The 19,316-nt window shown below is 62.4% G+C and carries 19 protein-coding genes; 3 read left to right on the plus strand and 16 right to left on the minus strand.

All coding sequences use genetic code 11. The features are described 5' to 3' along the window. Window positions 1-25: 25 nt before the first annotated feature. From pufB to ACZ5SR_RS06215, 3 genes are read left to right on the plus strand one after another with little or no spacing between them, the layout of a single operon-like run. Window positions 26-178 carry a light-harvesting antenna LH1, beta subunit gene (pufB, locus tag ACZ5SR_RS06205; RefSeq protein ID WP_019429105.1) on the plus strand — a complete coding sequence of 51 codons (153 nt, stop codon included), beginning with the start codon at window positions 26-28 and terminating at the stop codon, window positions 176-178. A gap of 12 nt (window positions 179-190) precedes the next feature. Next, window positions 191-385 (plus strand): light-harvesting protein, encoded by a 195-nt coding sequence (locus ACZ5SR_RS06210; protein WP_464450689.1) that lies wholly within the window; start codon window positions 191-193, stop codon window positions 383-385. A 54-nt stretch (window positions 386-439) separates the two neighbouring features. Beyond that, on the plus strand, window positions 440-1,837 hold the full coding sequence (locus ACZ5SR_RS06215) for a PucC family protein (RefSeq protein ID WP_464450690.1): 1,398 nt from the start codon (window positions 440-442) through the stop codon (window positions 1,835-1,837). Window positions 1,838-2,069: 232 nt separating this feature from the next. On the opposite strand, the gene ACZ5SR_RS06220 is transcribed toward ACZ5SR_RS06215, so the two are convergent. The 16 genes from ACZ5SR_RS06220 to bchB all read right to left on the minus strand — a co-directional run bounded on the left by ACZ5SR_RS06220 (window position 2,070) and on the right by bchB (window position 19,302). Next, entirely contained in the window at window positions 2,070-2,363 is a 294-nt protein-coding gene (locus tag ACZ5SR_RS06220) for an RNA recognition motif domain-containing protein (RefSeq protein ID WP_019425964.1), read from the minus strand. A gap of 119 nt (window positions 2,364-2,482) precedes the next feature. Further along, a complete protein-coding gene (locus tag ACZ5SR_RS06225) occupies window positions 2,483-2,740 on the minus strand; it encodes a hypothetical protein (RefSeq protein ID WP_464451149.1) in 258 nt (85 codons plus the stop codon). Window positions 2,741-2,957: 217 nt separating this feature from the next. Beyond that, window positions 2,958-3,605 (minus strand): LysE/ArgO family amino acid transporter, encoded by a 648-nt coding sequence (locus tag ACZ5SR_RS06230; RefSeq protein ID WP_464450692.1) that lies wholly within the window; start codon window positions 3,603-3,605, stop codon window positions 2,958-2,960. Window positions 3,606-3,744: 139 nt separating this feature from the next. Then, a complete protein-coding gene (locus ACZ5SR_RS06235) occupies window positions 3,745-4,188 on the minus strand; it encodes a BLUF domain-containing protein (protein ID WP_464450693.1) in 444 nt (147 codons plus the stop codon). Window positions 4,189-4,198: 10 nt separating this feature from the next. Then, a complete protein-coding gene (locus ACZ5SR_RS06240) occupies window positions 4,199-5,293 on the minus strand; it encodes a phytoene/squalene synthase family protein (protein WP_464450694.1) in 1,095 nt (364 codons plus the stop codon). Next, window positions 5,280-6,857 carry a phytoene desaturase gene (locus tag ACZ5SR_RS06245; protein WP_464450695.1) on the minus strand — a complete coding sequence of 526 codons (1,578 nt, stop codon included), beginning with the start codon at window positions 6,855-6,857 and terminating at the stop codon, window positions 5,280-5,282. The genes ACZ5SR_RS06240 and ACZ5SR_RS06245 overlap by 14 nt, the downstream gene beginning before the upstream one ends. 8 nt (window positions 6,858-6,865) lie before the next feature. Continuing rightward, on the minus strand, window positions 6,866-7,651 hold the full coding sequence (gene puhE, locus ACZ5SR_RS06250; RefSeq protein WP_464450696.1) for a putative photosynthetic complex assembly protein PuhE: 786 nt from the start codon (window positions 7,649-7,651) through the stop codon (window positions 6,866-6,868). Then, a complete protein-coding gene (acsF, locus tag ACZ5SR_RS06255; protein ID WP_464450697.1) occupies window positions 7,645-8,727 on the minus strand; it encodes a magnesium-protoporphyrin IX monomethyl ester (oxidative) cyclase in 1,083 nt (360 codons plus the stop codon). Before acsF ends, puhE begins: the two co-directional genes overlap by 7 nt. 29 nt (window positions 8,728-8,756) lie before the next feature. Continuing rightward, on the minus strand, window positions 8,757-9,239 hold the full coding sequence (gene puhC, locus ACZ5SR_RS06260) for a photosynthetic complex assembly protein PuhC (RefSeq protein ID WP_464450698.1): 483 nt from the start codon (window positions 9,237-9,239) through the stop codon (window positions 8,757-8,759). After that, window positions 9,236-9,916, minus strand: a complete 681-nt coding sequence (puhB, locus tag ACZ5SR_RS06265; protein ID WP_464450699.1) for a photosynthetic complex putative assembly protein PuhB — start codon at window positions 9,914-9,916, stop codon at window positions 9,236-9,238. Before puhB ends, puhC begins: the two co-directional genes overlap by 4 nt. After that, entirely contained in the window at window positions 9,913-10,677 is a 765-nt protein-coding gene (puhA, locus tag ACZ5SR_RS06270) for a photosynthetic reaction center subunit H (RefSeq protein ID WP_464450700.1), read from the minus strand. Before puhA ends, puhB begins: the two co-directional genes overlap by 4 nt. 28 nt (window positions 10,678-10,705) lie before the next feature. Continuing rightward, window positions 10,706-12,166: a BCD family MFS transporter gene (locus tag ACZ5SR_RS06275; RefSeq protein ID WP_464450701.1), complete on the minus strand. Its 1,461-nt coding sequence runs from the start codon at window positions 12,164-12,166 to the stop codon at window positions 10,706-10,708. After that, window positions 12,163-12,873, minus strand: a complete 711-nt coding sequence (bchM, locus tag ACZ5SR_RS06280) for a magnesium protoporphyrin IX methyltransferase (RefSeq protein ID WP_464450702.1) — start codon at window positions 12,871-12,873, stop codon at window positions 12,163-12,165. The genes ACZ5SR_RS06275 and bchM overlap by 4 nt, the downstream gene beginning before the upstream one ends. Window positions 12,874-12,906: 33 nt before the next feature. Beyond that, window positions 12,907-13,818: a ferredoxin:protochlorophyllide reductase (ATP-dependent) iron-sulfur ATP-binding protein gene (gene bchL / locus ACZ5SR_RS06285; RefSeq protein ID WP_019429120.1), complete on the minus strand. Its 912-nt coding sequence runs from the start codon at window positions 13,816-13,818 to the stop codon at window positions 12,907-12,909. Next, entirely contained in the window at window positions 13,815-17,642 is a 3,828-nt protein-coding gene (locus ACZ5SR_RS06290; protein WP_464450703.1) for a magnesium chelatase subunit H, read from the minus strand. The genes bchL and ACZ5SR_RS06290 overlap by 4 nt, the downstream gene beginning before the upstream one ends. Beyond that, entirely contained in the window at window positions 17,617-19,302 is a 1,686-nt protein-coding gene (gene bchB, locus ACZ5SR_RS06295; protein ID WP_464450704.1) for a ferredoxin:protochlorophyllide reductase (ATP-dependent) subunit B, read from the minus strand. Before bchB ends, ACZ5SR_RS06290 begins: the two co-directional genes overlap by 26 nt. Window positions 19,303-19,316 lie beyond the last annotated feature (14 nt).

The raw sequence follows: 19,316 nt of genomic DNA on the forward strand, positions 1-19,316 counted from the left end.
GCACGTCTTCTGCAAGGAGAAAACTATGTCTAACTCAGACAAAGTCTGGCCAACGGGACTGACCGAGGCCGAATCGGAAGAGATTCACCGCAATCTCATCCAGGGTACGCAGATTTTCGGCATGATTGCCGCATTTGCTCACCTGCTGGCCTACATCTATTCACCCTGGCTCAAGTAAAGGAGACTCATCATGATCTACTCGAAAATGTGGTGTGTGGTGAAGCCTTCGGTTGGTATTCCAGTGTTCATTGCGGCTGTGGCGATCTCGTCCTTCAGCGTGCACTTGGCTCTGACGACGAACACCACCTGGGTGAAAAGCTTCTTGAACGGTGGTACCAAAGTGGTTGCGACAGCGCCTGCTGCGGATGCTGCGGTGAAGAAGTAAAGGGTGAAAGCCCGAACGGCCAGGCGCGCAAGCGCCTGGTCTTTCTCTTGATTTATGAACACCACCAAAAATCGCAGCAACTGGGGTATGGCTTTGGCCAGTTGGGGTCCCCGTTTTCTCCCCTTTGCCGACGCCGCTAGCGATGACTTGCCGCTGTCGCGTTTGCTGCGCTTGTCAATGTTTCAAATTTCTGTCGGCATGGCCATGGTCATGCTGGTGGGCACCCTCAACCGCGTGATGATCGTCGAGCTCAAAGTCTCCGCCACGCTGGTGTCCTTCATGGTGGCGCTGCCCCTGCTCATTGCACCCTTGCGTGCGCTCATTGGTTTTCGCTCTGACAACCACCGCTCCCAGCTGGGCTGGCGGCGCGTGCCCTACATTTGGATGGGCAGCTTGCTGCAGTTTGGCGGTTTTTCCATCATGCCTTTTGCGCTGTTGGTGCTCGCCGGTGCTGGGCAGGCCAGCCAAGCGCCAGCCTGGGTCGGCCAGTTGGGCGCGGCGGGCGCGTTTTTGTTGGTGGGCTTGGGCATGCACACGGTGCAAACTGCAGGCCTGGCCCTGGCCACCGACCTGGCTCCGCCCGAGCGCCAACCCCAGGTGGTGGGCCTCATGTACGTCATGCAGCTGATCGGCATGATCGGCAGCGCTTTGGTGCTGGGCTATTTGCTGAACGACTACAGCCCTGGCCAGCTGATTCGCGTGGTGCAGGCCGTGGCCGTGACCACGCTGGTGCTGAACGTGATCGCCTTGTGGAAGCAAGAGCCACGCAGCCGTTTGCGCAAACCCGGCACACCCATCGAGCACAGCTTTGCGCAAGCCTGGCACCTGTTTTGCCAAGGGCCCCACACCCTGCGGCGTTTGCTGGCGGTGGGCTTGGGCACCATGGCCTTCACCATGGAAGACGTGTTGCTCGAACCCTATGGCGGCGAGATTTTGCACATGAGCGTGTCCAGCACCACCTTGCTCTCGGCTACCTTGGCGCTGGGCGGCCTGATGGGTTTTGCCTGGGCCTCGCGTGTGCTGGGGCGCGGTGGCGATGCCTACCGCATGTCTGGCTGGGGCGCCTGGATTGGTTTGCCCGCCTTTGCTGCCGTCATTGCCTCTGGTCCTCTGGCCATGCCCGCCTTGTTTGTGCTGGGCATTTTCCTGATTGGTTTGGGGGGTGGTTTGTTTGCACACGGCACCCTCACCGCCTCCATGCAGCTGGCCCCGCCTGGCCAGATCGGTTTGGCCATGGGTGCCTGGGGGGCCGTCCAGGCCACGGCCGCTGGTGTGGGCATGGCCGCAGGCGGCTTGGTGCGTGACGGTGTGGCGCTGATCAGCAGTCCTGTCATGGGGTACTCGGCTGTTTACGCCATCGAAATCCTTTTGCTGGGCATGACCTTGTGGGCCATCGGACCTTTGCTGCGTTCAAAGCCCCCCTCTGTACGCCAGCCTGCCGACTCTGCATAATCTATTCCCACGTCGTTCACCAGATCAACTCGCAACTCAAGGACTCACCATGGAAATCAAACACATCCTCATCATCATGTTCGTGGTTTTTGGCCTGTTCATGCTGGCCAACTGGTTCAACCGCCCCAAGCGTCCACGCAAGTAAACCGCCTCATGCCCTGGGGTTGGACAAAAAGCCCCGACCACAAAAAAGCCGCTGTGAAGCGGCTTTTTTGTGGGCGACTGAATCAGATCAGTTGCGTGTGTCGCGGTAACCGCTGCCGTAGCCGGTGCTCGGCTCTTTAGGCTTGGAGATGTTCACCACGATCGAGCGACCGCTGACCGACATGCCGTTCAGGCCGGTGATGGCGGCTTGGGCTTCTTCGGCGCTGGACATTTCGACAAAGGCGAAACCTTTTGAGCGACCGGTGTCGCGGTCCATCATGACTTTGGCCGACAGCACGCCGCCAAATTCAGAAAAGTTTTGACGCAAGCTGGCGTCGTCGATGGTGTAGGGCAAGTTGCCCACGTAAATTTTGCTGCTCATGGTTGAGCCTTTCAGAGAGGTGGCGTGGCGGCTTCAAAACGAGGCCGACATGCAGGAAAAAGCGGTTGCCTGGCCAAAGCCGGGAAGCCGCATGGAAACGCACCAAGGGCCGTGAGGCCTTAGCGCATTTGTTCGGGGCTGGGGCTGTTTTGCAGCCAGTCGCGCGTGGTGTCGAGGACGCAGCGCGCAGCATGTTGGGTGAAAGCACAAGCCGTGCGGTGCAGGGCAGGCGTCAGGTCTAGGCCTTGCAAAGCAGGCCGAGTCTGGCGCAAAGCCGCGGCAGCGGTGGTTCGGCCAAGGCCGGTGCAAAAAGGGTGTGTCGGGGGCGAAGCGACTTGGGCGCCCGTGCGGGTGGTAATCGGAGAAATCAAAATCAATCGAGTCGTCAACCATCCAGGGGCTGACGCAGAGCTGTGAGAAAAATGCCATGACCTGCAGCTCAACAGGACACGGTGTTCGAAGTCAATCGATGCCGAAGCAGACGCCTTGTGAGCCATCTGCGTGTTGTTCATGCGGGTAAAGCAGAACAATGTACGAATATATTCTCATTTGAAATAAAAGTCAAATTTTTTATTTCCATCAGTTTTAAAGATCTCAAAGCCCGTTCACCACGTGGCGCACCAACAGGGCCGACAGCACCCACATGGTCACGCCGATCAGCCCGTCCAGCACCCGCCAGGCGCGGGGGCGGGCAAACCAGGGCGCCAGCCAACGGGCACCAAAGCCCAAGGCGCTGAACCACAACAGACTGGCCGCACTGGCACCGGCTGCAAACCAGCCCTGCAAAGGGGCAGGTTGCTGCGCGCCGATGCTGCCCACCAGCAGCACCGCGTCCAGGTAAACATGTGGGTTGAGCAAGGTGAATGCCGCCGCTTGCGCCAGCGCCGCCCCTCGGCTCAGAGTTGGGCTTGACGCTGTTACATCCAGCGCACTGATGTGCCGCGCCCGCTGCAGCGCCCGCCAGCCATACACGGCCAAAAACACTGCACCGCCCAAAGCTAGACCACGCGCCAGCATGGGCCTGTCGCCCAGCGCCTGCGCCATGCCGAACACACCCGCCGTGATCAGCACCGCATCGGCTACCGCGCAAAAAGCCACCACGCTGCCCACATGCTCACGCCGCAAGCCCTGGCGCAAGACAAAGGCGTTTTGCGCCCCAATGGCCACGATCAGGCCCAGGCCCAAAAACAGGCCTTGGGCAAAGACGGGCCAAGCCCATCCAACACTTGTTTGCAAACTCATGCGATACGCGCTTCAGAGCGCGAAATGATTGAAAAGAGCGAGATTGTGCCGGGTTTATCAGGGGTCGATCGCTCGGGTACACCCGCTGTCAATGCGGGACCTTGACGCTTGCCGCTGCTGTTCGGTTATTCCGAACCGTTCAATTCGCAGGTATCCGAATCGGCTGACCCGCCTCCAGCAAATCCATCACCTGCTGCATGACCTGCGCTCCAGTGGCCGAATAGGGGTCAAAGTCGGGGTGCTGCAGCCTGACCATGGGGTCGTCGACCGACAGGTGCACAAGTGCCATAGACCATTGGCCAAAGCGGCGCTCATGGATTTCTTCGAAGTGCAGGATCTCCACATGCTGGTGGCGGGTGTCGGCGCAGATGCGCCGGTACAGCGCATTGACGCGGCTGCGCTCGCCTTCGATCACTTGAAAGAAAAAGCCCTGGCCCTGACACAGCACGCCTGTGATGCCTTGCGCGGGGTTGTTGGCTTGTGCCTGTGCCAGGATGGTTGTGGTCATGGTGGTGGTTTGTGGGCCGACGGCGCGGCTCACATACAGCAGACGCACATTGATGCTGTAGCTGGGAACCCTCATGGTGTTGTGCTCATGGCGTTTGGTGCAGCGCGTTGCGGTCCAGACGCTCGGTTTCGCGGCGTTCAAACAAATTGAGCATCCAGGCCACGCGCTGGGGCATGGCGCGGTTGGGGAAATAAGCTTTGTTGCCGGTTTGCTGTGTCGCAGCTTGGCAGCCTTGCACCAGGCCCACGATGGATGCCAGTGGCTCTGGGTTGTGGTCGCTCACGCGGATCCAGTGCACCTGGGTCCAAGCGCTGGCCAACAGCATGAGCTTGCGCGTGGTGCTGACCACGGTGCGTTTGTTGACCGAGTCCAATCCGTCGCGGCGAAGCTGGTGACCGATTTCGCCGTAGATCATGCTGGCCGCGCAAATGGCGGCGCGGCAGTCGGGCGGCAAAGCGGCGATGCCCGAATGCGCTTGCTTGTACAGGCGATCGGCTTCGTCCAGCAAACGCGCCACCACCTGCGCGATGGCGGGCGTGAAGGTGGGTTGGGCCATCCAGGCTTCGGGTTGCACGCCGGCTTCGATCAGCCAGCGGCGCGGCAAATACAGCCGGCCAATGCTGGCATCGTGTCCCACGTCGCGTGCAATGTTGGTGAGCTGCATGGCCACGCCCAGCTCGCAAGCGCGGGCCAATGTGTCCATGCTTTGCGGGCCCATGATCCAGCTCATCATCGCGCCCACACTGCCTGCTACTCGGGCGCCATAGGCGTGCACGTCTTCGATGCTGTCGTAAGTGCGGCCCCCCGCGTCCCAGGCAAAGCCTTCGATCAAGGCATCCAGCAAATGGCGCGGCAGTTTGTACTGCTGCACTACCAGACTCAGGGCGTGGTCTTCGACGTGGTCGTGCGGTGTACCCGCGTAAATGGCGTCCAGACGCTCCAGAAGCACATCGAGCGGGGTATCGCCCGCCACGGCTTCGTCCACCAGGTCGTCGGCCACACGGCAAAACGCATAGAGTGCGATGGCGGCAGTGCGCACGCGGGGCGGCAGCAAGCGACTGGCCGCAAAAAAGGTTTTGGAGCCCCCTTGCATCATGGCCACGCAGGCCTGCAGGTCTTGCGAGTCGAAGTCGAGTTCGGGCAAGCTCACGGCGTTGGGGTTGCGTTCAGGCGTTGACATGGGGAACCACCGTTTCCAAAGCTTTGGCAGACATCAACACACCCGGTACACCCGCGCCCGGGTGCGTGCTGGCGCCCACGACGAACAGGCCTGGCACGTCTTCGCTGCGGTTGTGTGGGCGAAACCAGGCGCTTTGCAGCAGCAAAGGCTCCAGGCCAAAGCCCGCGCCTTTGTAAGACCACAAGTTGTCGTGGAAATCCTGCGGCGTGGTGACCTTGCTGGTCACAATGCAATCGCGCAAGCCCGGCAGCACGCTGGCTTCCAAGCTTTCGGCAATGGCTGCGCGGTAGGTCTCGGCAAAGGCGGGCCAGTCGGTGCCGCTGTCCAGGTGCGGCACGGGCGCAAGCACATAAAAGGTATCGCAGCCCTCGGGGGCCAACGAGGGGTCGGTGGCGGTGGGGCGGTGCAAATAGAGGCTGAAGTCCTCGGCCAATTTGTGTTTCTTGAAGATGTCTTGCAGCAAGCCTTTGTAGCGCGGACCCAGCACCATCATGTGGTGCGGCACGTCTTTGTACTGCTTGGAGGTGCCGAAGTACCAGACAAACAGGCCCATGGAGTATTTGCCGTTGGCGATCTTGCGGTCGGTCCAGACGCGGCGGTGCTCGGGGGCCACCAGGTTTTTGTAAGTCCAAGCGGTGTCGCCGTTGCTCACCACGATGTCGGCGGGCACGAACTCGCCGCTTTGCAGTTCCACGCCGCAGGCGCGACCGTTTTCAATGCGGATTTGCGTGACGGGGGCGTTGCAACGCACCGGCACGCCGCGCTCTTGCAGCAAGCCCACCAAGCCTTTGACGATGGCGCCGGTGCCGCCCATGGCAGAGTGCACACCCCAGGTGCGCTCCAGCGAATTGATGAGCGCATAAGCGCAAGTCACCGCAAATGGGTTGCCGCCAATCAACAGTGGGTGAAAGCTCATCACGATGCGCAGCTTGTCGTTGCGCATGTGTTTGGCCACCAGGCTGTAGAGGCTGCGCCAAGCGCCCATGCGCAAGAAGTCGGGGATGGCAGCCACAAGATCGCTGACCTTGTCAAAAGCCATGTCGCCCATGCCCTCAAAACCCAGGGTCTTGCAGCGCTCGGCTTCTTCCAAAAAGCGCTCGTACCCCGCCAAGTCTGAGGGCTCAAAGCGCGCCACTTCGGCGCGCATGTGTTCGGCGTCGCCGTTGTAGTCAAACCAGCTGCCGTCGGCAAAACGCACGCGGTAAAACGGGTCCATGGCCACCAGCTTCACATCGTCTGAAAAGCTTTTGCCGCACAGCGCCCAGAGTTCTTCAAGCAAAAAGGGCGCGGTGATGATGGTGGGGCCCGCATCGAAGGTGAAGCCGTCTTGGTGGTGCACATAGGCGCGGCCACCGGGGGCGTCGAGTTTTTCGAAGACTTTGACCTCGTAGCCTTTGACGCTCAGACGGATGGCCGCTGCCAGTCCACCAAAGCCGCTGCCAATGACCACCGCCACCGGGCGCTGTGGTGTGCGGCTCAGCTCACCGGCACTGGGGCGCGGTGGGATGCTCGGTGTGTCAAAGCCATCGGCGCGCAGGGCGGGGGTGAGGGTCAGGGTGTTCATGGAGGCCTTCAAGGGGGTGTGGTCAAAGCCGGTTTGTTGGTCTGGCCCATGGCCCAACCCCACAGCCGCTCCAGTGGCCAAGGAAAAATCATGATGATGTGTTCAACGATGGCCAGCCCGAGCAGCGTGGCCAGCATGACCCAGCCGGTGGTGATGGCCACAGCGCCTTGTTGCGCCAGCCACACCAGCCAAAACCAGGTGCCCATGGCCACGCCCATCGAGAGCACGAACCACAGCGACATGCCGGTGGTGGTGCGGAAATAACTGGCCAGGTACTTGAGGTGATCGGGCAGGTATTGCGCGCCGTTTTGTGGCACGCCAAAAAACAAATTCAGTTTGGCCGACAAGCGCATGCACCACAGCAGCGCATAGGTGCAAATGGCGACATGACTGGCTTGTCCTTCTTGCATCCACCACAAGACAGCAAAATTCGCCAGCAAAGCCAGCTCGTGGTACAGCATGACTTGCACCGACTGCACAAAGCGCAACCAGCCCGTGGCACCCGCATCCAGTGGCGTTTTGCGCGGGCCGGTGATCCAGCCGGTGAGGAATGCCAGCTCGTGCCAGCCCCACATGAGGATGACACTGCCAAAGGCCAGGTAGGCATTGTACACGCTGACCTCTTGCATGCTGTGGGCCACGCCCCAAAAACTCAAAGCCAAAAGCACCGTCCAGCCCGCCAGGCTGAAACGGAAGCTGCGCACAGGCAGCCGATCGAGCCACAAAATAACGCCTGTGCCGAGCCACCAGCACAGGGCCGTGAAAACGCAAGCCCAAACAACTTCATTCACCATGCCGGTTCCATGCGGACCTGGGGCGACAGGTCTTGATCAATCACGGGCATGAAATACAGGCGGGCAAAAGTGGCCGCCGCTTGGGCGGCGCACACGCCTTGTTGCAGCTTGCCCACCAGACCGCCACGCGCCTTGGCTTTTTCCATGGCTTGCGAAATGGCGAACAGCCGCTCCAGACCCCGGCGGAAGTCCGGGTGGTCGGTGTCCAGCGCCAGCGGGAACACCTGCTTGGTGATCTCGGTGGTGATGCGGAACACCTGGTAGTCGTATTCGCTCGAATCCAGGCCCATGGCTTCGTGCAGCATGGGGCGGGTGTGGTCGCGCACGTACATGGTGGCGTACACGGCCAACAAGAAAAAGCGGATCCACAGCTTGTTGCCGCCGCTCAGCAGCTTGGGGTTGGCGCGCATGATCAGGGCAAACGATTCGCCGTGGCGGAACTCGTCGTTGCACCACAACTCGAACCAGCGAAAAATGGGGTGAAAGCGTTTTTCGGGGTGCTTTTCGAGCTGGCGGAAGATGGTGATGTAGCGCGCGTAGCCGATTTTTTCGGACAGGTAGGTCGCGTAGTAAATGTATTTGGGCTTGAAGAAGGTGTATTTCTTGGTGCGCTTCAAGTTGCCTAAGTCGATGCCGAGGTTGAAGTCGCGCAGCGACAGGTTGATGAAGCCCGCATGGCGCGATTCGTCGCGTGCCAGGTAGGTCATCAGCTGCTTGATGTCGGGGTTGGAGACGTTTTTGCGGATCTCGTTGTAGAGCACGCAACCGGAAAATTCCGACGTGAGTGAGCTGACCAAAAAGTCCATGAACTCCTGACGCATTTCTGGCGACAGGCTGGCCATGCCAGAAGCGACTTCACCAGCAAAGGCCTCGTCGCGCTGGAAGTGGTCGTGGTTGTTGTCGCCCTCGTACTCGGCCATCATCTTGTCCCACTCGGCGCGCACCGGCTCGATGTTGATGCGGTCCATGGCCGCAAAGTCGGTGGTGTAAAAGCGCGGGCTGATCATGTCGTCGTGCACGGCCTTTTTGTTGGCGTCTTCAGCGGTTTCGATGGCTTGTATGGCGGTGGCGTTCATGGGGAGCTCCAAGTCAGGTTGATTCGGTATCAGGGGGTCTTTGTGCCAGCCAATCGAAGGCTGGCAAACACGGCGGCGTTGGTGGGGCCAAAGGACTCCAGGTCAATGCGCTGGCCGGTGCTGGGGTCTTGCAAGGTCAGGCGGCCGTCGGTGCGGCCGATCAACAAAAAGGGGGCCTCTTTGCCCAGACTTTCGCGCTGGCGTTCACGGGCGAGTGCCCGCAAGGTGCTGCGCAAAAAGCCTTGTTCACCCGAGAACTGGGCCACCTGCTCGCCCGTGCGGACGTCGACCACGGCGATGTCGCCACTGGGCATATCGGTGAATTGCAGGTCGCGTTGCCACTGCACGGCGGCGTCGGGTGTGCGCGGGTCCAGGCCCGACCAGCGGGCCAGACCCACGGCCACCAACATGGCCAGCAGCATCACGCCGATCCAGGCCATGGGCCGGTTCAGGCCCTGGGTTTGAGGGACGGGTGAGCTGTCCTGCCAGCCGTGCTTGGGCAGGGTGTTCATACCAACATGCCCTGTGTGGGTGTGTGGGCGGATTCGCCAACAGGCGTATCACCCAAGTGCAAGCTTTGACCTGCACGTTCGGCGCGCCACAGGTTCAGCAGTTGCTCACCGACTTGTGTGCTGTTGGGCACGCAGCGCAAGGTGGGTTGCGGTTGTGTGATGTACCAGGCGCGTTGGTGTGGCCACAAATGGGCCCAGCCAATGCGGTCTTCGGGGTGCAAAGCCAGCGCGATGTCGCCAGTGCCCGCGCCTTGGGCCTTCAAAGATGCGCCTGCGATGCGTTTAAAGGGCAAATTGAAGGTCAGCGTCAGCACAATGCCGATGCGCATGACCACCCTTTTGTTGGTGAGGGTGTAGAGCGTGCTTCGCGCCGACATCCAGGCCGAGCCCAAGAGCAGGGCCAAGGCCAGGGCGTAGAGGCTGGCGGCCACGGCCAAGGGTTTCCAGTCAACTTCGGTCAGGGGCTTCCAGCCAGTGCCGCTGTCAGGGGCCGTCAGGTTGATCGCTTGCACGGCCAGCATCAGCGCAAAGTACAACGCGACTTTGCGCACATGAAACGCGTGGATGGCCAGACGTTTCCAGTCGGGCGCGCCCTGCCAGACCACGCGCTCGCCCTTGGGCAGGGCGCTGGGCAAGCCGGGGGAGGCTTCCCACTCGTGTTCGTGTGTGGCTTTCATATGATGGGTTCCTGACGCTCAGGCGTCGCGTACAAGGTGCCTGCACCGTAATAAGCCGTGATCTTTTCTTCCTCGAGCAGGGTGATCTGTTCGTTCGACTTGGTTTGTGGCACGTTGGCAAACTGGTGCGCCAGGATGGCTTGCACATGGGTGCCGTCTTTCTTGATGCGCGCAAAAGTCATGGGCAGCAAGACGCGTTTGTCGGAGCCTGCCAGTTGCACTTCGGCGAAGCGGAACATCATCTCCATGCGGTCTACCCAGAGCTCGACCACGGTGCCGGCGATTGCTTTGTCTGCGCCCCAGACCGGCAGGCCACGGGGGTCGACGTCTTGCTTGGCGACCGAGTGGTCGGTGGCCACGCGCAGGGGCACGATTTTGGGGTGACCGTGTGGGTCCGCGTCAGGAATGTCGGCACGCATGGCCCAGGCACCCGGGCCCACGCCTGCGAGCAGTGGGTCGCCCACGGGCTCCAGCGGCGCGCCGTTCCAGCCGTGTGTTGGCTGGCCGCTGTACGTGCCGTCAGGGCGGGCCAGATCGGGCGACAAATAAGTGTGGCCGTCTTGGGTTTTGAAGGCCTTGGGCTCGGGAACGGGTGGCCAGCCTTCGATCTTGGGGCCGTTCTCGCGGCCCGAGTCCATGGGGTAGCCCTCGCGGTGGTTTTCGCGCAAGAGGTAATAAATCAGCCCGGCAAAAAATGCCCAGAACATGTACAAAACGATTTGGGCCACATCGATGTACTGTGTGATAGCGCCTGTTTCCATGGCTGTGCTCCTTCAAAAAATCTGTGCGTCAGCCCGGCAGTTGTGCCAGGCCAAATGGGGTTGAGGGGGTGCTGGGACTCTGGGCTTTAGCCCTGGCTTCCAAGCGGCTGGCGCGCAACATGGGACCCAAGGCCACCAGCACGACAAACAACAAATACATTTCCAGGTGGTAGACGAAGCTGTAGGCGGTGATGGGGGTGACCAGCACCTCGCCCAAAGCGCCCGACATGGCCAGCACCGACACGCCGTCGCGCAAAGCCCCGCCCAGTGCCATCGCCGCGCCTGCGCTGGTGGCTTGCACCGCGCCCCAAGTGCCCATCACCAGGCCGCCGAGTTTGCCGAGCGGGCTGCCGTCTTGGGCCATGCCCATGGCGGTGACCAGCATGCCCACCGAAAACAGGCCGCCGCTGAAACCGATCAGGCCCACGCCGATGCGGAACATCCAGGCCGCTTCGAGCGGACCCGAAAAAATCACCATCGCAAATGCGGGCAAACCCAGCAGCACACCCAGACTGGCCAAGCGGCAAGCGTGCATGCCGCCTGACAGCCAGCGGGCTGACAACAAGAAAGCCAGCAAAGCGCCACCGGCACTCAAGGCCGTCAAGGCGCTGGTCGCGCCCACGTCGAGTTTCAAAATCTCGGCCGCGTAGGGCTCCAGCACGATGTCTTGCATGTTGAAGGCGAAGGTGCCGATGCCCAGGGTCCACAAAAAGCGGCGCATCTGGGGTTCGGCCATGAGTTCGCGCCAGCTGTGGGCAAAGCCACCGGCTTCGCGGCGGCCGCGCTTGGCTTGGCGTGCCTCTTGTTTCCACAGCGAGGCCAGGTTCATGACCGCCACCATCACGGCGCAGCCTTGCACCAGCTGGATGAGTTTTTGCGGGCTGAAGTCACTCAGTACCAGTCCAAACACCGCGCTGCTGATGATCATGCCCACCAGCAGCATGCTGTAGAGCAGGGCCACCACGCGGGGGCGTTTGTCGTCGGTGGCCAGGTCGTGCGCCAGGGCCATGCCGGCGGTCTGCGTCACTTGGATGCCGGTTCCCACCATCACAAAGGCCAGGCATGCGCCCAGCTGGCCCACCCACAGGTTCGCGGCATCGGGCTCGGACAAGAGCAACAATGCAAAAGGCATGATGGACAGGCCGCCAAACAGCAGCAAGGTGCCGGTCCACATATAGGGAATGCGGCGCAGGCCCAGCGCCGAGGGGTGTGTGTCGCTGCGGTAGCCAATCAAAGTGCGCAGCGGCGCAAACACCATGGGAATGGCGACAGCCAGCGCCACCCACCATGCGGGCACCTGCAGCTCGACAATCATCACCCGGTTGAGCGTGCCCACCAACAAAGCGGTCACCATGCCGATCACCACCTGGAACAGCGACAGGCGCAAGAGGCGCGCCATCGGCAGCTCGGGCGAGACCGCGTCGGCAAACGGCATGAAGCGCGTGCCGTAGGCCGTGAACCAGCGGGGCATGGGAACGCGCAGTTTCATGAGCGGGTCCACTCCCAGGCTTGCGAGGTGTAAAAACCGCTGGCCACGCGCTGCATGCGTGCGCCTTGCCAGCCCTGCAGGTCGATGTGGCCCTGCATGCGCTGCAGCAAATCGGCGTGCGCCACGGGCGAGAGCGAGGGCGAACGGTCGCTGCGCGGAAACAGGCGACCCGCGCTGTGCATCAAGGCCAACAGGGGCGTGCGTGGCGCGAAGGTGAAAACCATGGAGCCGCGTGTGCGCTGCGCCAAACCGGCCAACGCTTCGGCGATTTGGTCGCTGTCGTAGTGAATGAGCGAGTCCATGCAGACCACATGGTCGAAATGGCCCAAATCGGGGCTGAGCATGTCGCCTGACAAAAATTCCACCGAGCCCGGCATCTTGGGGTGTTCGGCGGCCATGCGCTCGGCGGCCAGCTTGACCAAGGTGGGCGACAAATCAATCGCCACCACCTCGGCCCCGCGCAGCGCCGCTTGCAGGGCCAGTGCGCCGGTGCCGCAACCGGCATCCAGCACGCGCTGGCCGCGCAGGTCTTGCGGCAACCATGACAGCAGCGTCTCGCGCATGGTGTCGCGCCCGGCGCGCACGGTGGCGCGGATGCGGCCTACTGGCTCGTTCGAGGTCAGGCGAGCCCAGGCATCGGCCGCGGTGCGGTCAAAGTAGTGCTCGATCTGGCTGCGGCGTTGTTCGTAGGCGGTGGTGCTGTTCATGGCTTGCTTTCGGTGCGTGTTTTGGCGTGTGGATCAGTCAAAACCCAGCAGGTCAAAAATGTCGCGGTCTTTCATCGGGATGGACGGGAGCGGGTCGGCGCCCAGCCAAAGCGCAGCGGCCAGGCGCATGTACTCGTCTTGCACGGCTTTGACGGCAGGCGTGGGCTCCAACTCGAACAAGGTGCACTTTTGCAAACGGCTCTTGCGGATCTCGTCCAGCATGGGGAAGTGCGCCATGGTCTTCAGGCCCGTGACCGCGTTGTATTTGTCGATCTGGTCGGTCGCGTCGCTGCGGTTGGCGATCACGCCGCCCAAACGCACGTTGTAGTTTTTGGCCTTGGCCCCGATGGCTTGCACGATGCGGTTCATCGCGAAGATCGAGTCGAAGTCGTTGGCGGTCACGATCAGGGCGCGGTCGGCGTGTTGCAGGGGCGCAGCAAAACCGCCACACACCACGTCGCCCAGCACATCAAAAATCACCACGTCGGTGTCTTCGAGCAGGTGGTGTTCCTTGAGCAGCTTGACGGTCTGACCGACCACATAGCCGCCGCAGCCGGTGCCTGCGGGCGGGCCGCCGGCCTCGACGCACATCACGCCGTTGTAGCCTTTGAAGACGAAGTCATCGAGGCGCAGCTCTTCGGCATGAAAGTCCACCGTTTCGAGCGCGTCGATCACGGTGGGCATGAGCTTTTTGGTCAGGGTGAAGGTCGAGTCGTGCTTGGGGTCGCAGCCAATTTGCAGCACGCGCTTGCCCAGCTTGCTGAAGGCGACCGACAGGTTCGACGACGTCGTGCTTTTGCCAATGCCGCCTTTGCCGTAGACCGCAAACACTTTGGCGGTGCCGATCTTGACGGTGGGGTCCATCTGGAACTGCACGCTGCCTTCGCCGTCTGCGCCGCGAACCCGCTGGATGCTGTTCACAGGAATGCTGGTGGTCTCGATCATGCTGGGAGTCCTTCTTGTATGCCTTCAAGGCGGTCTTCAAGTTCTTCACCGGCCCGCAGCAAAGCTGTCATGGTTTCGGCGTCGGGTTGCCAGTACTGGCGGCGGGTGGCCTCCAGCAGGCGGTTGGCCACTTTGGCCGATGCGGTGGGGTTGAGCTGGGCCATGCGCTCGCGCATGGCGGGGTCCAGCACAAAGGTCTGGGCCAGCTGTTGGTACACCCAGGGCTGCACTTGCCCTGTGGTGGCCGACCAGCCCATGGTGTTGGTCAGGTGCGCTTCGATTTGGCGCACGCCCTCGTAGCCGTGTTGCAACATGCTTTCGTGCCACTTGGGGTTGAGCATGCGGCTGCGGGTTTCCAGGGCCACTTGTTCGGTCAGGCTGCGCACCACACCGTCGCCTTGCGTCTGGTCACCGATGAACACCGGTGGGGCTTCGGCCGCGTTGCCGTCGCGCTGGTGCTTGGCTTGCAGCACGGCGCGGCTGATGCCGCCCAAGGTGTCGAAGTAGGTGTCGATGCTGGTCACGCCCAGCTCGACCGAGTCGAGGTTTTGATAGGTCAGTGAAACACTGGCCAGCGCGCTTTGCAGCACGGCGGTGTTGCGCACCGGGCGACCTTCGCGGCCATAGGCAAAGCCTTTGCGCTGGGTGAAGGCGTCGCCCAATTCGTTTTCGTTTTCCCAGCAGCTGCTGTCGATCAGGTGGTTCACATTCGCGCCGTACGCGCCTTCGGTGTTGCCAAACACCCGCAGCGAGGCGCATTCGAGGTCGCTGCCTGGGTGCTCGGCCATGAAGGCCAGCGCGTGTTGGCGGATGAAGTTCTGATCAGCGGGTTCATCGGCGCTGGCGGCCAGAAACGACGCTTCGGCCAGCAGGCGAATCTGCATGGGCAGCAGGTCGCGGAAGATGCCCGACAAGGTGATGACCACGTCGATGCGCGGGCGACCCAGTTCGGCCAAGGGAATCAGTTGTGCACCGGCCAAGCGGCCGTAGCTGTCGAAGCGCGGCGCGGCGCCCATCAAGGCCAAGGCTTGCGCCATTGGGCTGCCTTCGGTCTTGAGGTTGTCGGTGCCCCACAACACCATGGCCACGGTTTCGGGCAGGGCCTGGTGGTCTTGCTGGTAGCGGGCCAACAGCTTTTCGGCCTGGCGCTGGCCGTCGCGCACAGCAAAGGCAGACGGCATGCGGAAGGGGTCCAGGCCGTGCAGGTTGCGGCCGGTGGGCAGCACGTTGGCGTTGCGGATCAGGTCGCCGCCGGGGGCGGGTTGCAGGTAGCGGCCATCGAGCGCGCGCATCAGGCCTTGCATTTCATGGTCTTCGCCGAGCAATTGATTGCTGCGCACCAGTTGGCGCAGTGTCTCGGCTTGGGCTTTGTCGCCAGCGGGCAGATCGGTGTTGAACTGTGCGCTCAGCTGCGCTTCGCTGGCGCCGTCCACTAGCGCTTCCATGAGGGCAGCGTTTTGTGCGGCAGTCAAACCCATGGCGTCGGCCATGACTTTGAGGGTGCCCAGGCGCTGTTCGCGGGTAGGGGCCTGGCCCATGACGTGCAGGCCTTCAGGAATCAGCGCGTATTCGAGTTCAAGCAACTGGTTTTGCAGCTGCTCGATCCAGGCGGTGGCATCACCCTGGGCGGTGGGCACGGCCAGGTCGATGCTTTGGGCTTGCTCGCGGATCAGGCTCGTGAGGCTTTCGCGGTCTTGGGCTTGATCGGGACCCATTTGCTGCCAGCGCTCGATCGACTGCTGCAGGCTGACCAACTCTTTGTACAGACCCGAGTGGGTGAGCGATGGCGTGAGGTAACTCACCAGCGTGGCCGCACCGCGGCGCTTGGCCAGCGCACCCTCAGACGGGTTGTTGGCGGCGTACAGGTAAATATTGGGCAGCGCGCCGATCAGGCGGTCGGGCCAGCACTGGGCCGACAAGCCGGTTTGTTTGCCGGGCATGAATTCGAGCGCACCGTGCGTACCAAAGTGCAGCACCGCGTCGGCCGCGTAGTCGTCGCGCAGGTAGCGGTAAAACGCGCTGAAAGCGTGGGTGGGGGCGCAGCCGGTTTCAAACAACAGGCGCATCGGGTCGCCTTCGTAGCCAAAGCCCGGTTGCACCGTGACCACCACCTGGCCAAAGTCCGCGCCGAGCACAAAGATCGACTGGCCGTTGGTCAGGTGCTTGCCGGGGGCGGGGCCCCACTGAGCTTCGATCTCGTTCAACCAGCGTTCGTTTTGCACATGGTGGCCGGTTTCGATGGCGTGCAGCACATTGGCCTGGGTGCCGTACTGGCTGGCGTTGCCATGCAGCAAGCGGTTGCGCAGGTCGTCCACGCTTTCAGGCAGATTGACGCGGTAGCCTTCCAGCGACAGGCGCTGCAAGGTGTTGAACAGCGACTGGAACACCGACAAATACGCGGCCGTGCCCACGCTGCCCGCGTTGGGTGGGAAGTTGAACAGCACGATGGCCAGCTTGCGATCGGCGCGGGGTTTGTCGCGCAGGCGCACCAAACGCTCGACGCGGGCCGTGAGCATCTCGGTGCGCTCGGTGCAGGTGAACATGTCTTGGCTGCGCGGGCCAGTAGGGAAGGTGCAGCGCTTGTCGCAGCCGGTACAGGTTTGACCGGCAGGACCAGGGCGTCCGCCATAGACCATGGGCAAGATGGAGCCGTCGAGTTCGGGGATGGCCACCATGATGGTGTTTTCCACCGGCAGCAGGCCGCGTGTGGAGCCACCCCATTGTTCGATGGATTGGAATTCGAGTGGGTGCGCAGCGATGTAGGGCACATCGAGTTCGCTCAGAGCCACTTCGGCGGCGCTGGCGTCGTTGTAGGCCGGTCCACCCACCAAGGAGAAGCCGGTGAGCGAGACCAGCGATTGGATTTTGGAATCGCCGCCGTTCTTAAAGAAGTGGTCCATCGCCGGGCGGGCATCGAGGCCACTGGCGAAGGCGGGAATGACGCGCAGGCCGCGTGCTTGCAGCGAGTGGATGACGGCGTCGTAATGCGCGGTGTTGCCCGCCAGCAAATACGAGCGCAGCAGCAGCAAGCCCACGGCAGGCTGGTCTTTGCGGCCGTGACCGGGCAGGTCGCTCAGCTGTTCGCTGATGCGGTTTTTCATCTGCGGGTGGTACAGGCCCACCTCGGGGTATTCGATCGGGTCTTCCGGCTGGGCCATAGCGCGCAGGGGTTCGCGGGGGCCTTGGGCGTAGCGGTGCACCAGGGTTTTGACCAGGTGCTCGATGTTGTGCTCGGAACCGGCCAACCAGTAGCGCATGGTCAGGAAGAACAGGCGCAGGTCTTGCGCGGTGCCGGGAATGAAACGCAGCAGCTTGGGCAAGCGGCGCAGCATGGCCATTTGTTTGGCCCCGGCGCTCGAGGGCGCGCCGGTCTCAGAACCCGTGTCTTTGTTTTTGGCTGTGGGGCGCAGCTTTTTCAGCAAAGCCATCAGGCCAGACGACTCGCGGCCCATGACCAGCTTGCCCATGCGGGTGAGCTGCGTGACCTGCGGGGCGGACATGATGCAGACCATGGCGTCGCAATGCTCGCGGCGCGCCTGCAGCGCGTCGATCACGGGCATGAAGTGGTCTTCCATGAAGAGCATGGTGACGATGACGATGTCGGCTTGTGCCACGGCGGCCAGGCAGTTGGCCAGGGCGGTCTCACTGTCGCGCCAGGCCGAGGCGCTGTGCGTTTGCAGGTGCAGGCCCGGCAGGTCGCGCGCCAGGCGCTCGGCCGCGCTCTCGGCTGCGCTGGCCAGGTGGCTGTCCATGGTCAGCAGCACCACGCTCATGCGAGGTGCTTGGGTGTTGCTGGACTTACCGGCTGAAATGGGCTTTGGCATCGTAGAGCGTCTCCACGGTGATGGTTGCCACGCCCAGGTCCTGGGCAAATCGCTCGGTGTTGCGGCGGGCTTTGCCACGCACAAAGAACGGGATCTTGCCCAGCTCCTTTTCGGCTTCTGGGCTCCAGGTGGCCTGGTTCGAAGCGGCTTGGGCGGGGGCGGCGACGGCTTGGACGCCGTCGCTGGTCAAGCCTTTGGCTTTGACGCTGTCGGTCGCTAATGGGGGTGCTGGTGTGCTGGCGGCTGCTTGCGAAACTGCCATGGGCGCTGGGCTTGCGGCAGGTCCAGCTTGGTTCGCAGCGACAGGGGCTACATTCTCGGCCGCAGGCCGTGTGCTGCCCAAGTGCGAAGGCGCAGCGCCTGCGTGGAATTCGAAGTCTTCGCGGAACATGCCGATCAGGTGTTCTTCCAGGCCCATCATCAGCGGGTGCACCCAGGTGTCGAACAGCACATTGGCGCCTTCAAAACCCATTTGCGGAGCGTAGCGGGCCGGGAAGTCCTGCACATGCACCGGGGCCGAAATCACCGCGCAGGGAATGCCTTGGCGCTTGGCGATGTGGCGCTCCATTTGGGTGCCCAAAATCAGCTCGGGCTGCAGCGCGTTGATCTGGTCTTCGACTTCCAAATAGTCATCGGTGATCAGGGCTTCGACGCCGTGGCGCTTGGCGCAGTCGCGCACTTCGCGGGCAAATTCGCGGCTGTAGCTGCCCAGGCCCACCACCTCAAAACCCATCTCTTGGCTGGCGATGCGGGCAGCGGCCACCACATGGGTGGCATCGCCAAAAATGTAGACGCGCTTGCCAGTCAGGTAGGTCGAGTCGACCGACTTGGCGTACCAAGGGGCGTGGGCGTGCTCAGGGTCTTGGCCTGGCACCGGCAGGCCCGTCAGGGCGCAGACTTCGGCGATGAAGTCGCGCGTGGCGTGGCTGCCCAGGGGCACGGTCTTGGTGTAAGGCTGGTCAAACTGGCGTTGCAGCCATTGCGCGGCGGCCAGGCCAATTTCGGGGTAGAGCACCACGTTGAAGTCGGCTTCGGCCAGTTTTTGCACATCGGCCACGCTGGCACTCAGGGGTGCGACCACCGCCACGTCCACACCGAGTTGGTTCAGCAGTTGGGTGATTTCTTTGACGTCGTCGCGGTGGCGAAAACCAAGGGCGCTGGGGCCGAGGATGTTGCAAGTGGGTCGTGCCTTGGCTGCCTTGGCAGTGTCATCAGCAGGCTTGTGCACCAGGTGGCGGCACAGTTGGTAGAAGGTCTCGCTCGCGCCCCAGTTTTCTTTGCGCTGGTAAGACGGCAGCTCCAGGGCCACCACGGGAATGGTCAGCTTCAGGGCTTGGGCCAGGCCGCCCGGGTCGTCCTGGATCAGTTCGGCGGTGCAGGACGAGCCCACCAACATGGCCGCAGGATTGAAGCGCGCCATGGCTTGGCGGGCCGCGTCTTTGAAGAGTTCTGCCGTGTCGCCGCCCAGATCACGCGCCTGGAAGGTGGTGTAGGTGACGGGCGGGCGGCGCGGCAGGCGCTCGATCATGGTGAACAGCAAGTCAGCGTAGGTGTCGCCTTGCGGGGCGTGCAGCACGTAGTGCACATCTGTCATGGCGGTGGCCACGCGCATCGCGCCCACATGGGGCGGTCCTTCGTAAGTCCAGAGCGTCAGTTGCATGGTGTGTTCCTGCG

This window comes from Limnohabitans sp. TEGF002 (assembly GCF_055395845.1).

Excerpts from the sequence above, each read along its gene's own strand:
- pufB (WP_019429105.1), top strand. The coding sequence starts at position 26 with ATGTCTAACTCAGACAAAGTCTGGCCAACGGGACTGACCGAGGCCGAA.
- ACZ5SR_RS06210 (WP_464450689.1), top strand. The coding sequence starts at position 191 with ATGATCTACTCGAAAATGTGGTGTGTGGTGAAGCCTTCGGTTGGTATT.
- ACZ5SR_RS06215 (WP_464450690.1), top strand. The coding sequence starts at position 440 with ATGAACACCACCAAAAATCGCAGCAACTGGGGTATGGCTTTGGCCAGT.
- ACZ5SR_RS06220 (WP_019425964.1), bottom strand. The coding sequence starts at position 2,363 with ATGAGCAGCAAAATTTACGTGGGCAACTTGCCCTACACCATCGACGAC.
- ACZ5SR_RS06230 (WP_464450692.1), bottom strand. The coding sequence starts at position 3,605 with ATGAGTTTGCAAACAAGTGTTGGATGGGCTTGGCCCGTCTTTGCCCAA.
- ACZ5SR_RS06235 (WP_464450693.1), bottom strand. The coding sequence starts at position 4,188 with ATGAGGGTTCCCAGCTACAGCATCAATGTGCGTCTGCTGTATGTGAGC.
- ACZ5SR_RS06240 (WP_464450694.1), bottom strand. The coding sequence starts at position 5,293 with ATGTCAACGCCTGAACGCAACCCCAACGCCGTGAGCTTGCCCGAACTC.
- ACZ5SR_RS06245 (WP_464450695.1), bottom strand. The coding sequence starts at position 6,857 with ATGAACACCCTGACCCTCACCCCCGCCCTGCGCGCCGATGGCTTTGAC.
- puhE (WP_464450696.1), bottom strand. The coding sequence starts at position 7,651 with ATGGTGAATGAAGTTGTTTGGGCTTGCGTTTTCACGGCCCTGTGCTGG.
- acsF (WP_464450697.1), bottom strand. The coding sequence starts at position 8,727 with ATGAACGCCACCGCCATACAAGCCATCGAAACCGCTGAAGACGCCAAC.
- puhC (WP_464450698.1), bottom strand. The coding sequence starts at position 9,239 with ATGAACACCCTGCCCAAGCACGGCTGGCAGGACAGCTCACCCGTCCCT.
- puhB (WP_464450699.1), bottom strand. The coding sequence starts at position 9,916 with ATGAAAGCCACACACGAACACGAGTGGGAAGCCTCCCCCGGCTTGCCC.
- puhA (WP_464450700.1), bottom strand. The coding sequence starts at position 10,677 with ATGGAAACAGGCGCTATCACACAGTACATCGATGTGGCCCAAATCGTT.
- ACZ5SR_RS06275 (WP_464450701.1), bottom strand. The coding sequence starts at position 12,166 with ATGAAACTGCGCGTTCCCATGCCCCGCTGGTTCACGGCCTACGGCACG.
- bchM (WP_464450702.1), bottom strand. The coding sequence starts at position 12,873 with ATGAACAGCACCACCGCCTACGAACAACGCCGCAGCCAGATCGAGCAC.
- bchL (WP_019429120.1), bottom strand. The coding sequence starts at position 13,818 with ATGATCGAGACCACCAGCATTCCTGTGAACAGCATCCAGCGGGTTCGC.
- ACZ5SR_RS06290 (WP_464450703.1), bottom strand. The coding sequence starts at position 17,642 with ATGCCAAAGCCCATTTCAGCCGGTAAGTCCAGCAACACCCAAGCACCT.
- bchB (WP_464450704.1), bottom strand. The coding sequence starts at position 19,302 with ATGCAACTGACGCTCTGGACTTACGAAGGACCGCCCCATGTGGGCGCG.